Here is a 15,784-nt window from a genome sequence, read left to right on the forward strand (position 1 = left end):
GGCTCCCCCGATGTCAACCGGCGGTTTTCCCGTCCCGGCCCGGGGCACGAACCCCACGGCGTCCCGGGTCGACCGGGGACGCCCACACCACACGGATCCGGTCGACCCGGGAGTGAGGGGCTTCGATGAGTGATCGCAAGACCGCGGCGGAGGTATTCGACGAGGTGGGCGCGCGCTACGAGGAGGCGTTCGGGCGGGTGCCCGGCCAGCTCGCGGCGCTGGAGTGGCTCGCCTCCCGACTGTCCCCGGGCGCACGCGTGTTGGACGTGGGCAGCGGCACCGGTCGCCCGACCGCCGAGGCGCTGGCGCGAGCGGGCTGCGCGGTGACCGGCATCGACGTGTCGGCGGAAATGGTCGGTCTGGCGCGGGCCCGGGTGCCGTCGGCCCGGTTCGAGCAGGCGGACGTGCGGACGTACACGGCGCCCGAGGGCGGCTTCGACGCGGTGTGCGCGTTCTTCCCGCTGCTGGTGATGGACCGGCGGGAGGTGGTGGCGTCGTTGGAGCGGATGCTGTCGTGGGTGGCGCCCGGCGGGTACTTCGTCATGGCGACCGTGCCGGGGGACATCCGCGATCTCGACATCGTCTGGATGGGGCACGAGGTCACGGTCAGCAGCCTGTCCGCGACCGAGTACCTGAGCCGGGTGGAGAGCGCCGGGCTGGAGGTGCTCGGCCACCACACGGCGGTGTTCACACCGGATGCCGGGACCGCCGATTCCCGCGGCGCCGCCGGGGCGCGTGTCGACCCGGAGGAGCACTTCTTCTGCCGTGCCCGTCGCCCCGCATCGGCGCCCTCCACGGCCTCCCCGACCGATCGCCCGGCAGATCGCCCGGTATGACGATCGGCTGAACCGCTCTTGTGACCACGGGCTCCTCATCCGCCGCCGAACGGTGCCATCGACCGAGGAGTCCCGTGTGTCGCGAATTGCCCGCATTCGACTGGGTTTACGTTCGACCTGACCCCAGTCCCCCCTTGCGAAAGGCGATGTTGTGAAGCGAACGATGCGCAGCCGTACCTTTGCCGCCCTGACCGTGCTGGCCGCCGCCGGCGCGCTGTCCGCCGTGGCCTCCCCGGCCCTGGCCGCGACCGGCGACGGCGACGTCCACAACGTCTACATCATCGGCAGCACCAACGTGCAGTACGCGCAGGACGACAACTTCAACGCGGGTCACGACAACACCGTCGGCTCCAACGACGGCACCGCCCCGCCGGCCGCCGCCGCCGGCGCCGCGTCCGCCATGTCGCTGCTGGACGCGTCGAACTGGGCCGACACCTTCTAGTCGGACCGGACCTCGGTCGACCGTTCCGGCGTCGCGTCCGTCTCGCGGACGCGACGCCGGAACAGCGCGTGCAGCAGTACGGCGGTGAGGGTGCCCGCCACCACCGCACTGCCGAGGATCGTCCGGGCCCAGCCGGGGAACCCCTGGTAGACGTCGGGGGCGACGACCGGGAGCAGTCCGACGGTGAGGGCGAGCGCGATCACCGTGGAGTGGGTCTTCTCCCCCGGGTTCGCGCGCGTCAGCATGTCGACGCCCATCACGGCGATGATCCCGTAGATCACGAGCGCGGACCCTCCGACGACCGGGGCCGGGATGCCGGCCAGCAGTCGGGTGAGGGGAGCGAGCAGTCCCACGACCACGAGCAGTACGCCGGCTCCCGCCGTGACGTGGCGGCTGCGCACCCCGGTGATCCGGCCGATCCCGATGTTCTCGGCGCTGGTCACCATCAGCGAGGTGCCGAAGAGCCCGCCGAGTACGGAGACCAGCGCGTCGGCCCTGGCCACGCGCGGCACGTCGCGTCCGGGATCGGACTCGTTGCCCACGGTCTCGCTGTTCAGGACGGTCTGTCCGGTGATCTCCGCGAGCGTGGTGAGGCTGAAGATCAACAGTGGCAGCGCGGCGAGCACGTTGAACTGCGGTGCTCCGTACGGGAGAAGGTGCGGGAGCGCCAGTCCGCTGCCGGCGGCGGGCGCGAAGGCGCCCAGCCCGGTCGTGACGGCGATCAGGGTGCCGGCGCCCATGCCGAGCAGGACCGCCGTCTGCCTCCAGACCCCGCGCAGCAGGAACATCAGCAGCACCGTCACGCCGATGGTGACGGCGGCCAGGAGGACCGCCGACGGCGCCGCGTACCCGGCGGCGGTGCGCGGACCGGTGATCAGTTGGGCGGCGACCCGGATCATGGCGATGCCGATCAGCAGCACGGCGGTACCCATGACCAGCGGCGGGAAGAAGCGGACGATCCTGGCGTAGAACGGCAGGACCGCGAACAGCAGAGCCGCCGCGAGGAGGACGGATCCGGTCGCCGTGGCGGGCCCGTGGTCCTTGGCGATCTGGATGAAGAGCGCGGTGGCCGCGCCGCCGGGCAGCATGACGAACGGCAGCCGGGCGCCGATGCCGCGGACGCCGAGCGACTGGAGCAGCGCGCCGACGCCGCACAGTACGAGGGTGGCGCTGAGCAGGGGCGCGGTACTGTCGGCGTCGAGCCCGAGGGCCTGCCCGGTGAGGAACGTCGTGGAGACGGGCGCGGCGACCATGGCCAGCACGTGCTGCGCGGAGAGCGGGGCGAGCCGGGCCAGGGGCAGCCGCTCGTCGACCGGCCGCACCTGGCCGGACGTGGTGTCGGCGGTGGTCACGAGCCGGCCTCCGCGTTCAGCCAGGGCAGTTCCCGCGCGGTGTACCGGTACGCGCGGAAGACCGCGTTGTGTTCGGCCGGGAAGAGACCGCGCACCTCGGATTCCCGGTAGCCGCCGAAGTACGGGTTGACGTACTCCCAGCACAGGTAGCCCTCGGGGGTCACCTCGAAGAGCCGGCCGGCGGGCGAGTCCGTGACGAGGGTGTTGCCCCCGGCGAGGCGCTGGGCGCTGCCCATGAACGGGGCGAAGAACGACTCGCGGGCGGGATCGTGGTACTCCCAGACGATCTTTCCGGAGGAGCGTTCGATCTCGATGACACGGGAGTAGGGGACGTCCGATCCGGGCCGGAAGACGCCGTTGTCGAAGACGAGGATGTTGCCGTTGTCGAGTTCGGTGGGGGCGTGCTGCTGCGAGACCGTTCCCGGTTCGGTGCGCCAGAGGATCTCGCCGGTCTCCCGGCTGATGACGACGACGGCCGAGACGCTGCGCAGGCTCGCCAGGACGTTGCCGTCGGCGAGCGGGATCACGCTGTTGATCAGGGGCCAGTGTTCGCGCGAGTAGTCGGGGTGCAGCGCGTACTCCTCGCGGTCGAGGTGCTCGGCCGCGCGCCAGGACCAGCGGACGGAGCCGTCCGCGTCGACCTCCTTGATCGTGTCGGCCCAGACCGTGCCGTCCGGCTCGGAGCCCGGTACGCCGCCGCGCACGGCGGCGGCGTCGGTGCCTCGCAGGGGTTCGAGGGCCGTGTAGAGGACGCGGCCCTCGCCGAGGTGGTGGGCGTCGTGGTGCTGGAGCGGGTCGCGGTGCTCGCGCAGGATCGCGCCGTCGGGGGCGGCTTCGAGCATGACGCCGCCCCGGTACTTGTGCCACATGGGGAAGAGGGCGCTCTGGTCGGGCAGTACCCCGCTGTAGGCCAGGTTCCCGTTCGCGAGGACGCGGGCGTGGCGACCGGGCCGGTAGGGGAGCTTCCACTCGTGGGCGACCTCGCCGTGCGGGTCGATCAGGTACACCTCGCCCGTCCCGGTGAGCGGGGCGAAGAGCGTGAAGCCCCCTTCCGAGGCGGAGGGGTCGAGGGCGATCAGGCCGGTGCCGCGGCGGCGGCGCAGGTTCTGGTCGATCGGGGACATGCGATCCTCCTGTGAAAGTTTCTTTGATGAGATCAATCGACTTAGAAGCTAGTGGTGGAGTGTTGCGGCACTGTGAAGGCAGTGCGAAGCCCGTGACCGATTGCGAGAGGATGATCCATACAGCGGAGGAATCGAGGAACCACGTGACGGACGAACCGCCCGCCCCCCTGATCGGGGCGGGCATCCGCAGACGGCGCAGGGCGCTGGACCTCACCCTCGCCGAGGTGGCGCGCCGCAGCGGGCTGTCCTCACCGTTCCTCAGCCAGATCGAGAACGACCGGGCCCGTCCCAGCATGCGTTCGCTGCAACTCATCGCCGACGCGCTGGGGACCACGGCCGTACAACTGCTGACGGCGGCCGCGAGCCCCCGGCGCGTGGACATCGTGCGCGCCGACGCCGACGCCGGGCTCGATCCGACGGCGCGGGTGCGTCCGTTGGTTCGCGGCCAACAGCAGATGCACGCCTTGGAGTTCACCGGGGACCACGACGCGGACCGCGCGTTCCGGCACCGCAACGACGAGTTGATGTACGTCGCCGACGGAACCGTCGAGGTCGAGGCCGAGGGACGCACCCACCACCTGGGCCGGGGCGACACCCTCTACCTCACGGGCGGGGTGCGGCACCGCTGGCGGGCGCTGGAGGAGGGCACCCGCGTCCTGCTCGTCGCGGTGGCGGACCACATCGAGACGACCGTGGACCCGCGCGCCTGACCGGTCTCGAACCGTCCTCGGTACCGAGGACCGGTCGTAGGGGGCCGGCCGATAGCCTCGGCTCGTGATCAGGCGTGGGAAGACCGCCGCGGCGGACCGGCGCGAGGGCCGGCGGCGGACGAGCACGATGGCCCTCGACGTCCTGCTGTGGATGGTGCTCACGGGCGCCGCCGTCACGCGGTACCGGGACGACGCGGGCGTCTGGTCTCCGGTGCCCGTGCTGCTGTTGTCCTCGGGGGTGCTGGCCGTCGCGTCGGCGGTGAGCCGCCGGCGGCCCGGGGCGGCCGTGTTCCTCGCCAACGCGCTCTGCGCGCTGGGCCTGTTCGACCCGGGCACGCCGGCGAACGCGTACCTGCTCGCGCTGGCCGTGCTGTCCGGGCTGCTGGGCGTCAGATCGTCCGGGGCGGGGCCGGCGCTGCTGGTGTTCGGCGCCTGCATGGCCCTGGACCTGGGACTGTGCGCGGCCTTGCGGGTGGGCGCCGTGCACTGGTTCTACGTCGTGACCCTGCTGCCGGGGGCCATGCTGCTGCCCTGGGCGGCCGGCTGGTACTGGCGGGCCCGGCAGGAGTTCGTACGGGGTGGCTGGCGGCGGGCGCGCCGGCTGGAGAGCGGGCAGCGGGACGTCGCGGAGCGGGCGCGGCTGCGCGAGCGGACCAGGATCTCGGCCGACATGCACGACTCCCTCGGGCACGAACTCAGCCTCATCGCCCTGCGTGCGGGCGCCCTGGAGCTCTCCCCGACGCTGACCGACCGGGACCGGGAGGACGTGGCGCGGCTGCGGGCGAGCGTCGCGGACGCGGTCGAACACCTCCGGGACACGATCGGAGTGCTGCGCGAGGGCGCCGACGCCGAACGGTCCGCTTCGACGACGGGGGCGGTGACGTCGCCGGAGTCGGCGGAATCGGGGGACTCCGGAGACTCCGGGAACTCGGTGGAATCGGTGGAATCGGTGGAGCAGCTGGTCGGCCGGGTGCGGGCGACCGGCGTCGCCGTGGAGCTCCGCCGGGACGGCGAGGTGTCCACGCTGCCACCGCTCGTCGACCGGACCGTGTACCGGGTGGTGCGGGAGTCGTTGACGAACGCCATCCGGCACGCCCCGGGCAGCACGGTGGACGTGCGGGTGGCCCGGGCCGGCGGCCGGGTCGAGGTGCGTGTGGTCAACTCGGCGCCCCCGGGACGCGCGCCGACGCGCGAGGGGGCGGGACGGCACGGTCTGGTCGGGCTCCGCGAACGGGTGCGGATGATCGGGGGAACGCTGCGGGCGGCCCCGGGTCGGGGCGGGTTCGAGGTGGTCGCCGACCTGCCCGACCGGGTGGGGGCCGAGCGCCGCACGGCCGTCGCGGAGCCCGGCGGAGAGGAGTCGGAGTCGGTGCGGGGCCTCGTGGCCGCCCGCCGCAGTGCGCGGGTGCGGTTCGCGCTCGCGTTCGGCGTCCCCGCCGGCATCGGGCTGACCATGGCCCTGTCCGCCGCCGTCCTCGCCGTCCAGTTGGCGGGCTGTGTCCTGCGGCCGGCGGACTTCGCCGCTCTCACCCTCGGCTCCTCCCGTGCGGATCACGCGGACGTGTTGCCGGCGCGGACCTTCCGCTACCCGTCCGACCCGATGCGGGCGCAGCCCGCGCCGGTGGGCGCGGACTGCGCGTTCTACCGCTCGAACGGCAACCTGTTGGAGCAGGTGGACGTGTACCGGCTGTGCTGGTCCGGGTCCCGGCTGGTCGCCAAGGACGTGTGGTCAGGCGTCGCGTCCGCGCAGCACCGCCCGGCCGGCCAGATGGGCGGCGAGCGCCCATGACAGCAGGATCAGGGCCGCCGCCGCGGGCGGGTACGGGGCCCCGGTCTCGCCGCGCATCAGATGGGTGCCGGCGGTCTGCGGCAGGTAGTCGTTGATCGTCAGCAGTACCTCGCCCCCCAGCCCGGTCAGCACGCTCGGGATCGCCGAGAGGACGACGAACACGACCGTCAGTACTCCCGCCGAGGCCCGCACCGCGAAGGCGACGCCCACGGTGAGCACGGCGACGAGCGCGCAGTAGAGGGCCATGGCCAGCACCTGGACGACCGCCTTGGCGGGTTCGAACGTCGCGTGCCCGCGGAAGGGCACCCAGGCGACCGCGATGCCCAACGCCCCGTACAGGATCCCCGCGACGGCCGCGACCGCGGCGGCCATGACCGTCTTGGCCAGTTGCATGCGGTGCCTGACCGGTACCCACAGCAGTGAGGCACGCACGCTGTTCGTCGCGTATTCGCTCGTCACCGCGGTCATCGCCAGGACGACGATCGCGAACTGCACGAGCAGCAGTGCGGTGACCGGTGCGTTGCCGACGGGCTGGAGCGGCACGTCGTTGATGCGGGCGATCGAACCGTAGTAGTAGGTGAACACGCCGGTGGCTGCCGCGCCCACCGTCAGGCAGACGTAGGGCGAGCGCACTGACCACGTCTTGGTCCACTCCGCGGCCAGCGCCCCCACGAACCCTCCGGCGCCGACACGGGTCCCGGGCCGCCGGGGAGAGGGGGTGTCGACGGTGTTCTCCACGGCGCTCACACCCCGGCCTTGCGCGTCGACCGCGGGTCCTGCGTGCTGTACTCGACGCTCGTGCCGTACTCCACGCTTCGGGCGGTGAGTTCCATGTACGCCTCCTCCAATGAGGCCGATTCCGCGTGGAGTTCGTGCAGTCGTACCCCCAGCCGGTGGGCCAGGTCCCCCACCTCGGCGGCCGTGCTGTTCCTGATGACGGCCCTCCCCTCGGCGCCCGGCTCGACGCGCGCGCCGGGCAGCTCCGCCGCGTGCCGCAGCAACGTCTCCCGGTCCTCCGGGTCCGGGACGTACACCCGCACCGACGGCTCCGCTGCGTTCGCCAACAACCGCTCCATGGGCTGGTCCGCGAGCAGTCGGCCCTTGCCGATGACGACGAGTTGGTCGGCCGTCAGTTGCATCTCGCTCATCAGGTGACTGGAGAGCAGGACGGTACGGCCCTCTGCGGCCCGGGCCCGGACCAGTTCGCGTACCCAACGCACCCCGTCGGGATCCAGACCGTTGACCGGCTCGTCGAAGATGAGCACCGCGGGGTCCCCGAGCAGGGCCCCGGCGATGCCGAGGCGTTGGTGCATGCCGAGGGAGAATTCACCGGCCCGTCGGCGCGCCGCCTTGGCCAGGCCCACGCTCTCCAGCACCTCGTCCACCCGCCTCGCGGGGATGCCGTTGCTGCGGGCCTGCGCGAGGAGGTGGCCGCGCGCCGACCTGGCCGGGTGCAGGGACTTGGCGTCGAGCAGCGATCCGACCTCGCGGATCGGGTGGCGCAGCGAGGCGTACCGTCTGCCGCCGATGAGGGCGTCGCCCCCGGTCGGGTGGTCCAGGCCCAGGATCATCCGCATCGTGGTGGACTTGCCGGCCCCGTTGGGGCCGAGGAAGCCGGTCACCCGACCGGCCTTGATGTCGAGCGTCAGTCCGTCGACGGCGAGGGTCTCGCCGTACCGTTTCGTCAGTCCCCTGAGCGTGATCACGATGTCCTCCGGTGTCGTTTCGTACTGCCTCGACCGTAGGAATCGCGGGGCCTCGGGGCATCGGCCCCGCGGTGGTGAGGGCACCCCCCACTTTCGTCGGGGGTGCCCCTCCTCTGGTCCGATCCGCCCGGCGGGGGCGGTGGTTAGGCTGACCGGATGGTGCGAGTGCTGGTGGCGGACGACGAGGCGATGGTGCGCGCCGGTGTACGGGCGATCCTGGCGCGGGATCCGGACATCGACGTGGTCGCCGAGGCGACGCAGGGGCTGGAGGCCGTGGAGGCCGTGCGGGCGCACCGTCCCGCGGTGGCGCTGCTGGACATCCAGATGCCGGTACTCGGCGGGATCGCGGCCGCCGCGCGGATCCACCGGGAACTGCCCGGGACCGCGGTGGTCATGCTGACCACGTTCGGCGAGGACGAGTTCATCGCCGACGCGCTGCGGGCCGGCGCCGACGGTTTCCTGCTCAAGGCGGACGATCCCCGGGAACTCCTGAACGGGGTGCACGCGGTGGCGGCGGGCGGCGCCTATCTCTCGCCCCGGGTCGCCGCCCGGGTGGTGTCCGCTCTGCGCAGCGGCGCCCTGGCGGGTGGGATGCCCACCGGCCGGCCGGCCGCGCGGCTGACCGAACGGGAGTCGGCCGTGCTGGCGTTGTTGGGGGGCGGCCTGTCCAACGCCGAGATCGCCGGCCGGCTGCACCTCGTCGAGGGAACGGTCAAGGCGCACGTCAGCGCCGTCCTCGCCAAGCTGGGCGTACGCAACCGGGTGGAGGCGGCGCTCGTGGCCTGGGAGAGCGGCATGGTCGGGCGTGGGGCCGACCAGGCCCATGTACCGCCGCTGCCGGGTCGGGACGGGTGACCCGGTCGCCTGACGCGCGGCCCGGGCGGACGCGCAGGGCGACCCGGGCGACCTCGGCCCGGACGGACGCGGGTCCCGAACCTGAGCGGAGCGTCCGCGTCGCGTAGTCTCGGTGAATGGCGAAGTACTTCGACGTGCACCCCGAGAATCCGCAGCAACGCTCCATCGGCAACATCGCCGACATGATCCGCTCCGGCTCGCTCATCGCGTATCCGACCGACTCCTGCTACGCGCTGGGATGTCAGCTGGGCAACCGCGACGGCCTCGACCGGATCCGGTCGATCCGCCGACTGGACGACCGGCACCACTTCACCCTCGTCTGCCAGAACTTCGCGCAGCTGGGGCAGTTCGTCCACATCGACAACGACGTCTTCCGCGCGATCAAGGCCTCCACGCCCGGCAGCTACACCTTCATCCTGCCGGCGACGAAGGAGGTGCCGCGCCAGTTGCTCCACCCCAAGAAGAAGACGGTCGGCGTGCGCATCCCCGACCACGCGGTCACCCAGGCCCTGCTCGCCGACCTCGGCGAGCCGCTGCTGTCCAGCACCCTGCTCCTGCCGGACGAGCCCGAGCCGATGACCCAGGGCTGGGAGATCAAGGAGCGCCTCGACCACGTGCTGGACATCGTGGTCGACTCCGGTGACTGCGGGACCAGGCCGACCACCGTCATCGACTTCTCGGGCGGCGAGGCCGAGATCGTGCGCCACGGGGCGGGCGACACGGCCCGTTTCGAGTAGCCCCGACGACAGTGCCCCGGGCCCGGCGCGGGACGGGCGGCGTCGGGCCCACGCCTCGGCCCCGCCCGTGGTCGCCGGTGCCCGGGGACGGCGCGGCCCGCACCGCCGACGCCCGCCGCCGGTCACGTGCCCGGCCTTCGACGCGCTCAGCCGTCGACGAGACCGTCGGCGACCAGACCCACCAGCACCGCCTCGCCCAACGCCTGCACCGCGGTCTGCGGGCGCACCATCACCGTGATCTCCCTGATCCGCTCCTCCCCGTCCAGGTGCAGCAGGTCCATGCCGTGGATCTGCCTCCCGTTGACGGTGGCCCGGAAGGGAAGCATCACCGCCGGGGCCGGCTCGCCGTCGACGCCGGTCTCCGCCGCACCGTCGAGCCGCCCGATGTAGCGGATGTCCTCGAACGTGCGCAGCAGGACGCCGAAGAGTCCCATCACCATCGCCTTGCCCTCGAACGGGCCGAACTTCACCGGGCTGTAGAGCCGGACGTCCTCGGTGAGCAGGTCGTCGATCGCGCCGAGGTCACGGTTGTCGACGGCGGCGCGGAATCGGTCCGCAGTGCTCATGTCTCCCCCTTGCTACTCATGAATGCGATTACTCATATTCTTGACTATCATGGATGTCGGGTCGCTGAACAGAGGCGGCCGGGCGAGGAGGAGTGATCGGGTGGCTCTGCGGCACGCCGTACTGGCGGCACTGCTCGACGAGGAGTTGAGCGGGTACCAGCTGGCCAAGGCGTTCGACATGGGAGTGGCGAACTTCTGGCACGCGCTGCCCCAGCAGCTCTACGCCGAGCTGAGCAGGTTGGAGGAGGCGGGCCTCGTCGAGGGCCGGGAGGTGCTCCAGCACACCCGTCCGAACAAGCGGCTCTTCCGGGTCACCGACGCCGGCGCGGCCGAGCTGGAGCGGTTCGCGCAGACCCCCGGCAAACCGTCCTTCATCCGGGACGACCTGCTCGTCAAGGTGCAGGCCGCCGATCACCTCGACGCCGAGGTGCTGATCGAGCGGCTCTCCGAGCGTTCGACCTGGGCACAGACCAGGATCGAGCTGTTCGAGGCGCTGTTGGCCAAGATGCGGGGCGCCTCGGACGAGGAGGAGTTCCTTCGCGGCGGCGCGCGGATCGGCCCCTACCTGACCTGCCTGCGCGGCCTGGCCTTCGAACGGGCCAATCTGGACTGGTACCGGCGGACGATCACCGTCGTGCGAGAGAGGCGGGCCGACCGTGCCGAAGGATGAGTACCTGCGGTACGTGGCGCTGGGCGACAGTCAGACGGAGGGCGTGGGCGACGGCGACGACCTCACGGGACTGCGCGGGTGGGCCGACCGGCTCGCCGAGACCCTGGCTCCGCACCACCCGGGTCTGCTGTACGCCAATCTCGCCGTCCGGGGCCGCCTCGCCGGGCAGGTCCGCGACGAGCAACTGGCTCCCGCCCTCGCGCTGCGGCCCGATCTGGCCACCGTCGTCGCCGGGGTCAACGACCTGCTGCGCCCCCGCTTCGACGCCGACGAGGTCGCCGACCGGGTGGAGTCGATGTTCGCCGCGCTCACCGCGCAGGGGGTCCGCGTCGCCACGGTCACCTTCCCGGACGTGGCCACGCTGATCCCGATCGCCCGCCCCGTGGGCGCACGTGTCACCGCCCTCAACGACCGGATCCGGTCGGCGGCGCGGCGGCACGGGGTGGTCGTCGCGGAGACCGCCTCACACCCCGTGGTCGGCGACCCGCGGATGTGGAGCCCGGACCGGCTGCACGCGAGCCCGCTGGGACACGCCCGGATCGCCGCGGCCGTCGCCCACGCGCTCGCCGCGCCGGGAGCGGACGACTCCTGGACGCACCCCCTGCCCGACCCCCGACCGGCCGGGCCGGTCGGATGGCGGCAGGCCACCGGCGAGCTGCGCTGGGCCGCGTCCTTCCTCGGCCCCTGGACCGCCCGCCGGCTGCGCGGCCGCTCGTCGGGCGACGGCCGCACCGCGAAACGCCCGGAGCTCACGCCCGTGTTCGCCGACGGCCGTCCGGACGGCCTTGCGGAGAGTCGGGCCGACGGCCTTGCGGACGGGCGGGCGCCGGAACGCCACTGACGCCGCCGCGGGGACGGCCCGCGGGCTCACCCGTCGACCGGATCGCTACGCCCGCGCGTCCGGCGGCGGGGCCAGGAGGCGCACGGCCATCTCCCTCATCTCGATCTTCCGGATCTTCCCGGTGACCGTCATGGGGAACTCCTCCACCACGTGGACGTAGCGCGGGATCTTGAACCGGGCCAACCGGCCGTCACAGTACGCGCGGACGGCGTCGGCGGTGAGCGGCTCGACGCCCTCGCGCATCCGCACCCAGGCCATCAGCTCCTCGCCGTACTTCGGGTCGGGCACGCCGATGACCTGGACGTCCAGGATGTCCGGGTGGGCATGGAGGAACTCCTCGATCTCCCGGGGGTAGAGGTTCTCGCCGCCCCGGATCACCATGTCCTTGATCCGGCCCGTGATGGCCAGGTAGCCGTCGTCGTCCATGACCGCGAGGTCGCCCGTGCGCATCCAGCCCGCCTCGTCGACGACCTCGGCGGTCCGGTCCGGCTGCGCCCAGTAGCCGAGCATCACCGAGTAGCCGCGGGTGCACAGCTCCCCCTGTTCCCCGCGCGGCACGGTCCGGCCGCTGTCGGGGTCGACCACCTTGACCTCCAGGTGTGGGCCGACCCGGCCCACGGTGGACACACGGTGTTCGATGGAGTCGTCCACGCGGGTCTGGGTGGAGACCGGGGAGGTCTCGGTCATCCCGTAGCAGATCGACACCTCGGCCATGCCCATCCGGTCGATGACCTCCTTCATGACCTCGACCGGGCAGGGCGAACCCGCCATGATCCCGGTCCGCAGACTGGAGAGGTCGTAGGAGTCGAAGTCGGGGTGGGTCAGTTCGGCGATGAACATGGTGGGGACGCCGTACAGGGAGGTGCACGCCTCCGCCTCGACCGCGGCGAGGGTCGCGCCGGGTTCGAAGGACGGCGCGGGGATGATCATCGCGGCTCCGTGACTGGTGCAGGCCAGGGCACCCATCACCATCCCGAAACAGTGGTAGAACGGCACGGGGATGCAGACCCGGTCCAACTCGGTGTAGTGACAGGTCTCGCCCACGAAGAAGCCGTTGTTCAGGATGTTGCGGTGGGAGAGCGTCGCCCCCTTGGGGAAACCGGTGGTCCCCGAGGTGTACTGGATGTTGACCGGATCATCGGGGCTCAACCCGGCCTGTGCGCGCACGAGTTCGGCGGGATCGGCTTGTCGTCCGCGCTCCAGCAGGGAGTCCCATCGCGGGCCGTCCAACAGGACCACGAACTCCAGGTCGGGGCAGCGCGGCCGGACTTCCTCGATCATCCCGGCGTAGTCGGAGGCCTTGAAGCGTTCGGCCGCGACCAGCATGCGGATCCCGGACTGCCCGAGCACGTACTCCAGCTCGTGCGCGCGGTAGGCCGGGTTGACGGTGACGAGGACGGCTCCGATCGTGGCCGTGGCGTACTGCACCAGGGTCCACTCGGCCCGGTTCGGGGCCCAGATCCCGACCCGGTCGCCCTTGACGATGCCCTGGTCGAGGAGGCCCAGCGCGAGGGCGTCGACGTCGGCGGCCAGTTCGGCGTACGTCCATCTGCGCCCGGCGGCCATGTCGACGAGGGCGTCACGTTCGGGGAAGGACCGCACGGCGCGGTCCAGGTTCTCCCTGATCGTGTCGTCCAGCAAGGGCACTTCGGTGGACCCGGACGCGTGGCTCGGCACGACGGACACACATTCCCCCTGGAGTCGAGGCGGGCGCGGAGCCGGCGGCCCGGCGCCCCTTCATGATCCCCGGCGGGCCGACCGAAGGCCACCCCTCGACGCACCCCGGAACGCCGTGTCACGCCGCCGAATGGCCGGTTCGCCGACGCGACGGGCGGGGCTCGGGGTGGTCGTGCAGAACGGCTGGGTGACGCAGACCCCCTCGAACACGGCCCACACCGTCGCCGAGCGGATCGCGACCGCCGTCGCCCCCGCGCACCCCCTGGAGCGGTGACCTCTCGGAAGTGACCGCCGGGTACGGTCCACGGCAGGGCGTCGGCGCGCCACCATGGAACGGCGGGGCCCATCCGTCGGCGGACCACCGACCGGTCCACCACCATGAGTGAGCTATGTTTGATCAAGAGTGACATGAGAAGGAGGCCCGCCGGTGTCATCGGGGCAGCAGGCACGCGCACAGGCGGCCGCGATCACGCCGAGCGGACAGCCCTCGGACCACGAGCGCGTCCCCGGCGAGCGGGTGCGCGCGCTCTTCGACGGGCGCCGGCTCTCCCCCGGCCAGCGACGGATCGCCCAGTACCTGATCGACCACCTGACCGAGGCCGCGTTCCTGTCCATCACCGAACTGGCGGAACGCGTCGGCGTCAGCCAGCCGTCCGTGACCCGATTCGCGACCTCCCTGGGGTACAGCGGATATCCGGCGCTGCGGGACATCCTCCAGCCGATCGCGCTGAGCGCGGTCGCCGGCTTCCCCGAGAGCCGCGAGCAGATAAGACAGAACGAACTGCAGGCCGCCGTGGACGCGGAGATCGAGAACCTGGAGAACGTGCGGCGCCTGCTCGCCGACACCGATCAGGTGCTGACCATCGGCCGCGATCTGGCCCTCTCGGTCCCCCTGACGGTCCTCGGCCTGCGGATCTCGGTGTCCCTGGCGGAGTACTTCGCGTACGCGGCCCGGCGGATCCACCCCGACGTCCGGCTGGTGACCGGCGGCGGCAGCGTCGCCTACGACGCGCTGCTCCAGTCCCGGGCCGCCGGTGGGACGTGGGTGCTGGCCTTCGCCATGCCCCGGCACGCCAAGGAGACCCTCGCCGCGATGCGAGCGGCCCGCAGTGCCGGACTGCGCATCGCGCTGATCACCGATCCGACGCTGGGGCCCCTGGTGGACGAGGCCGACGTGGCGCTGACCGCCGCCACCGGGTCACGGCTCGTGTTCGACTCGTACGCGGCGCCGAACGTCCTGTCCGCGGCGCTGTTGCAGGCCATGGCGGATGCGGATCCCGAGCGGACACAGGCCCGCCTCGAAGGGTACGAGCAGGTCGCCGACCTGCACGGATTCTTTCTCTAGCCCCACCCCGGAACGGCATACCCCGGGGCGCCCACATACCCTCGGGGCGCATGTAATTTTTCATACGCTTGCTTACTCAACGGTATATATGTTTACTGAGGCGCGGCCGGGATCCACCAGATGCCAAGGAGGGCGTCCCCACGCCGTCCCAGAAAGAACACTCAGCCGCGCGCGCTGCCTCCTCAGTCCGCTTCCGAGTGTTCGATCCGGGCTTTCGGATCCCGAAGACCGCCATGGCGGCCTCGATCAACCCCTGGGTCGAGGCCGCCCAGCAACCTCTCGATCAGAGTTCGACACCACTCGGAAGCGACGAGAATGCCTCAATTGGCCTCCACCGCCCTCAGCCCGGACTGGCCCTGTCAGGTCAAGGCCCCCGGGAGCCACGACTGGGAACGCACCGCGACGCGCTGGCTGCGCGACCTGCTCCCGGCCCGGTACGCGGGTTACTCGACGCTGACACGTCATCCGGTACTCCTCACCCGGCACGCCCAGCTCCAGCTCCAGCACGAGATGCGCGCGGTGCGGGTGGCGCTCGAGACGAGTCGCGCCGAACTGCCCGCGATGGGTGTGGCGGAGTCCGTCATCGAGAACACGATCCGGATGTACGCCGTCGAGCTCGAACAGTTGGGCCGCCTCGCCCGCGGGGTCCGCCTCATCACCGACGCCCTCGTCGTGAGCGGCGGCGCGGGATCGCGCAGGCGATAGCCGCCGAGGGGCGCGCGCTCCGGCGGATCGGGGCGGGCCCGGAGGCCCCCGGATCCGGCTGAGGGCCGGCCTGGCGCCCCCCTGCGGGCGCATCCGCCGGCCGCGCCCGTACGCGAGCGAGCCGTCCCGAGAGCCGGGTGTCTCACGGCGGACCGCACTCCGGCAGGACCGTCACGTGATCACGGCCGTGGTGGACGAGCCTGGACCACGCCAATCGTGCGCCGGCTCGGGCTCGTTGTGTGCCTGACGGACCCCGCCGTACCCGACGCCGACGGGCCCGGCGCGCACGCCCCGGTGAAGGGCGCCCCCTCGTGTACCGGTCGGGTCGCGTGGACCCGACCCGGCGGCCGAAGCGGGGCGAGGCCGAAACCCTCGGCGCCCGCGCCGACGTCCCCCGCCGGCATCGTCGCGCCACACGACGCGCACACC

The 15,784-nt window shown here is 72.1% G+C and carries 17 protein-coding genes; 11 read left to right on the top strand and 6 right to left on the bottom strand.

Annotation, left to right across the window (positions count from 1 at the left end):
- The first annotated feature begins 125 nt into the window (after window positions 1-125).
- Together ADK55_RS27245 and ADK55_RS27250 are read left to right on the top strand one after the other, a co-directional pair.
- Entirely contained in the window at window positions 126-836 is a 711-nt protein-coding gene (locus tag ADK55_RS27245; protein ID WP_053682466.1) for a class I SAM-dependent methyltransferase, read from the top strand.
- 163 nt (window positions 837-999) lie between these two features.
- Complete coding sequence (locus ADK55_RS27250) at window positions 1,000-1,278, top strand: hypothetical protein (RefSeq protein ID WP_053682467.1); 279 nt, start codon at window positions 1,000-1,002, stop codon at window positions 1,276-1,278.
- Here the strand turns inward: ADK55_RS27250 and ADK55_RS27255 are convergent.
- The gene (locus ADK55_RS27255) at window positions 1,275-2,630 is read right to left on the bottom strand and encodes a uracil-xanthine permease family protein (protein WP_234350268.1); all 1,356 of its coding nucleotides are present in this window, start codon (window positions 2,628-2,630) and stop codon (window positions 1,275-1,277) included. The genes ADK55_RS27250 and ADK55_RS27255 overlap by 4 nt on opposite strands.
- A complete protein-coding gene (locus ADK55_RS27260; protein ID WP_053682468.1) occupies window positions 2,627-3,754 on the bottom strand; it encodes an aryl-sulfate sulfotransferase in 1,128 nt (375 codons plus the stop codon). Before ADK55_RS27260 ends, ADK55_RS27255 begins: the two co-directional genes overlap by 4 nt.
- 143 nt (window positions 3,755-3,897) lie before the next feature.
- Here ADK55_RS27260 and ADK55_RS27265 point away from each other — a divergent pair, with 143 nt between their 5' ends.
- Entirely contained in the window at window positions 3,898-4,464 is a 567-nt protein-coding gene (locus ADK55_RS27265) for a helix-turn-helix domain-containing protein (protein ID WP_234350269.1), read from the top strand.
- Window positions 4,465-4,528: 64 nt separating this feature from the next.
- A complete protein-coding gene (locus ADK55_RS27270) occupies window positions 4,529-6,253 on the top strand; it encodes a sensor histidine kinase (RefSeq protein ID WP_063839629.1) in 1,725 nt (574 codons plus the stop codon).
- On the opposite strand, the gene ADK55_RS27275 is transcribed toward ADK55_RS27270, so the two are convergent.
- Window positions 6,194-6,991, bottom strand: a complete 798-nt coding sequence (locus tag ADK55_RS27275) for an ABC transporter permease (protein ID WP_053682481.1) — start codon at window positions 6,989-6,991, stop codon at window positions 6,194-6,196. The two genes, ADK55_RS27270 and ADK55_RS27275, sit on opposite strands and share 60 nt — an antisense overlap.
- 5 nt (window positions 6,992-6,996) lie before the next feature.
- On the bottom strand, window positions 6,997-7,959 hold the full coding sequence (locus tag ADK55_RS27280) for an ABC transporter ATP-binding protein (RefSeq protein ID WP_053682470.1): 963 nt from the start codon (window positions 7,957-7,959) through the stop codon (window positions 6,997-6,999).
- A gap of 156 nt (window positions 7,960-8,115) precedes the next feature.
- Between ADK55_RS27280 and ADK55_RS27285 the strand changes: the two genes are divergently transcribed.
- Window positions 8,116-8,814, top strand: coding sequence for a response regulator (locus tag ADK55_RS27285; RefSeq protein WP_053682471.1), 699 nt, complete (start codon window positions 8,116-8,118; stop codon window positions 8,812-8,814).
- 116 nt (window positions 8,815-8,930) lie between these two features.
- Entirely contained in the window at window positions 8,931-9,551 is a 621-nt protein-coding gene (locus ADK55_RS27290; protein ID WP_053682472.1) for an L-threonylcarbamoyladenylate synthase, read from the top strand.
- 146 nt (window positions 9,552-9,697) lie between these two features.
- Here the strand turns inward: ADK55_RS27290 and ADK55_RS27295 are convergent, their stop codons facing one another.
- Entirely contained in the window at window positions 9,698-10,117 is a 420-nt protein-coding gene (locus tag ADK55_RS27295; RefSeq protein WP_053682473.1) for a nuclear transport factor 2 family protein, read from the bottom strand.
- Window positions 10,118-10,217: 100 nt separating this feature from the next.
- Here ADK55_RS27295 and ADK55_RS27300 point away from each other — a divergent pair, with 100 nt between their 5' ends.
- Window positions 10,218-10,787: a PadR family transcriptional regulator gene (locus ADK55_RS27300; protein ID WP_053682474.1), complete on the top strand. Its 570-nt coding sequence runs from the start codon at window positions 10,218-10,220 to the stop codon at window positions 10,785-10,787.
- The gene (locus ADK55_RS27305; RefSeq protein ID WP_053682475.1) at window positions 10,774-11,628 is read left to right on the top strand and encodes an SGNH/GDSL hydrolase family protein; all 855 of its coding nucleotides are present in this window, start codon (window positions 10,774-10,776) and stop codon (window positions 11,626-11,628) included. The genes ADK55_RS27300 and ADK55_RS27305 overlap by 14 nt, the downstream gene beginning before the upstream one ends.
- A 45-nt stretch (window positions 11,629-11,673) precedes the next feature.
- Here the strand turns inward: ADK55_RS27305 and ADK55_RS27310 are convergent, their stop codons facing one another.
- Window positions 11,674-13,305, bottom strand: a complete 1,632-nt coding sequence (locus ADK55_RS27310; protein ID WP_053682482.1) for an AMP-binding protein — start codon at window positions 13,303-13,305, stop codon at window positions 11,674-11,676.
- A gap of 115 nt (window positions 13,306-13,420) precedes the next feature.
- On the opposite strand from ADK55_RS27310, the gene ADK55_RS38810 reads away from it, so the two are divergent.
- The 3 genes from ADK55_RS38810 to ADK55_RS27320 all read left to right on the top strand — a co-directional run bounded on the left by ADK55_RS38810 (window position 13,421) and on the right by ADK55_RS27320 (window position 15,355).
- Complete coding sequence (locus ADK55_RS38810) at window positions 13,421-13,579, top strand: hypothetical protein (protein ID WP_159041564.1); 159 nt, start codon at window positions 13,421-13,423, stop codon at window positions 13,577-13,579.
- 153 nt (window positions 13,580-13,732) lie between these two features.
- The gene (locus ADK55_RS27315) at window positions 13,733-14,650 is read left to right on the top strand and encodes a MurR/RpiR family transcriptional regulator (protein ID WP_053682476.1); all 918 of its coding nucleotides are present in this window, start codon (window positions 13,733-13,735) and stop codon (window positions 14,648-14,650) included.
- A 315-nt stretch (window positions 14,651-14,965) separates the two neighbouring features.
- On the top strand, window positions 14,966-15,355 hold the full coding sequence (locus ADK55_RS27320; RefSeq protein ID WP_053682477.1) for a hypothetical protein: 390 nt from the start codon (window positions 14,966-14,968) through the stop codon (window positions 15,353-15,355).
- Window positions 15,356-15,784 lie beyond the last annotated feature (429 nt).

It is taken from the genome of Streptomyces sp. WM4235, assembly GCF_001279725.1.
GTDB lineage: Bacteria > Actinomycetota > Actinomycetes > Streptomycetales > Streptomycetaceae > Streptomyces.

Coding starts and splice junctions, on each gene's coding strand:
- ADK55_RS27260 (WP_053682468.1), bottom strand. CDS start 3,754: ATGTCCCCGATCGACCAGAACCTGCGCCGCCGCCGCGGCACCGGCCTG.
- ADK55_RS27250 (WP_053682467.1), top strand. CDS start 1,000: ATGCGCAGCCGTACCTTTGCCGCCCTGACCGTGCTGGCCGCCGCCGGC.
- ADK55_RS27285 (WP_053682471.1), top strand. CDS start 8,116: ATGGTGCGAGTGCTGGTGGCGGACGACGAGGCGATGGTGCGCGCCGGT.
- ADK55_RS27290 (WP_053682472.1), top strand. CDS start 8,931: ATGGCGAAGTACTTCGACGTGCACCCCGAGAATCCGCAGCAACGCTCC.
- ADK55_RS27320 (WP_053682477.1), top strand. CDS start 14,966: ATGCCTCAATTGGCCTCCACCGCCCTCAGCCCGGACTGGCCCTGTCAG.
- ADK55_RS27295 (WP_053682473.1), bottom strand. CDS start 10,117: ATGAGCACTGCGGACCGATTCCGCGCCGCCGTCGACAACCGTGACCTC.
- ADK55_RS27245 (WP_053682466.1), top strand. CDS start 126: ATGAGTGATCGCAAGACCGCGGCGGAGGTATTCGACGAGGTGGGCGCG.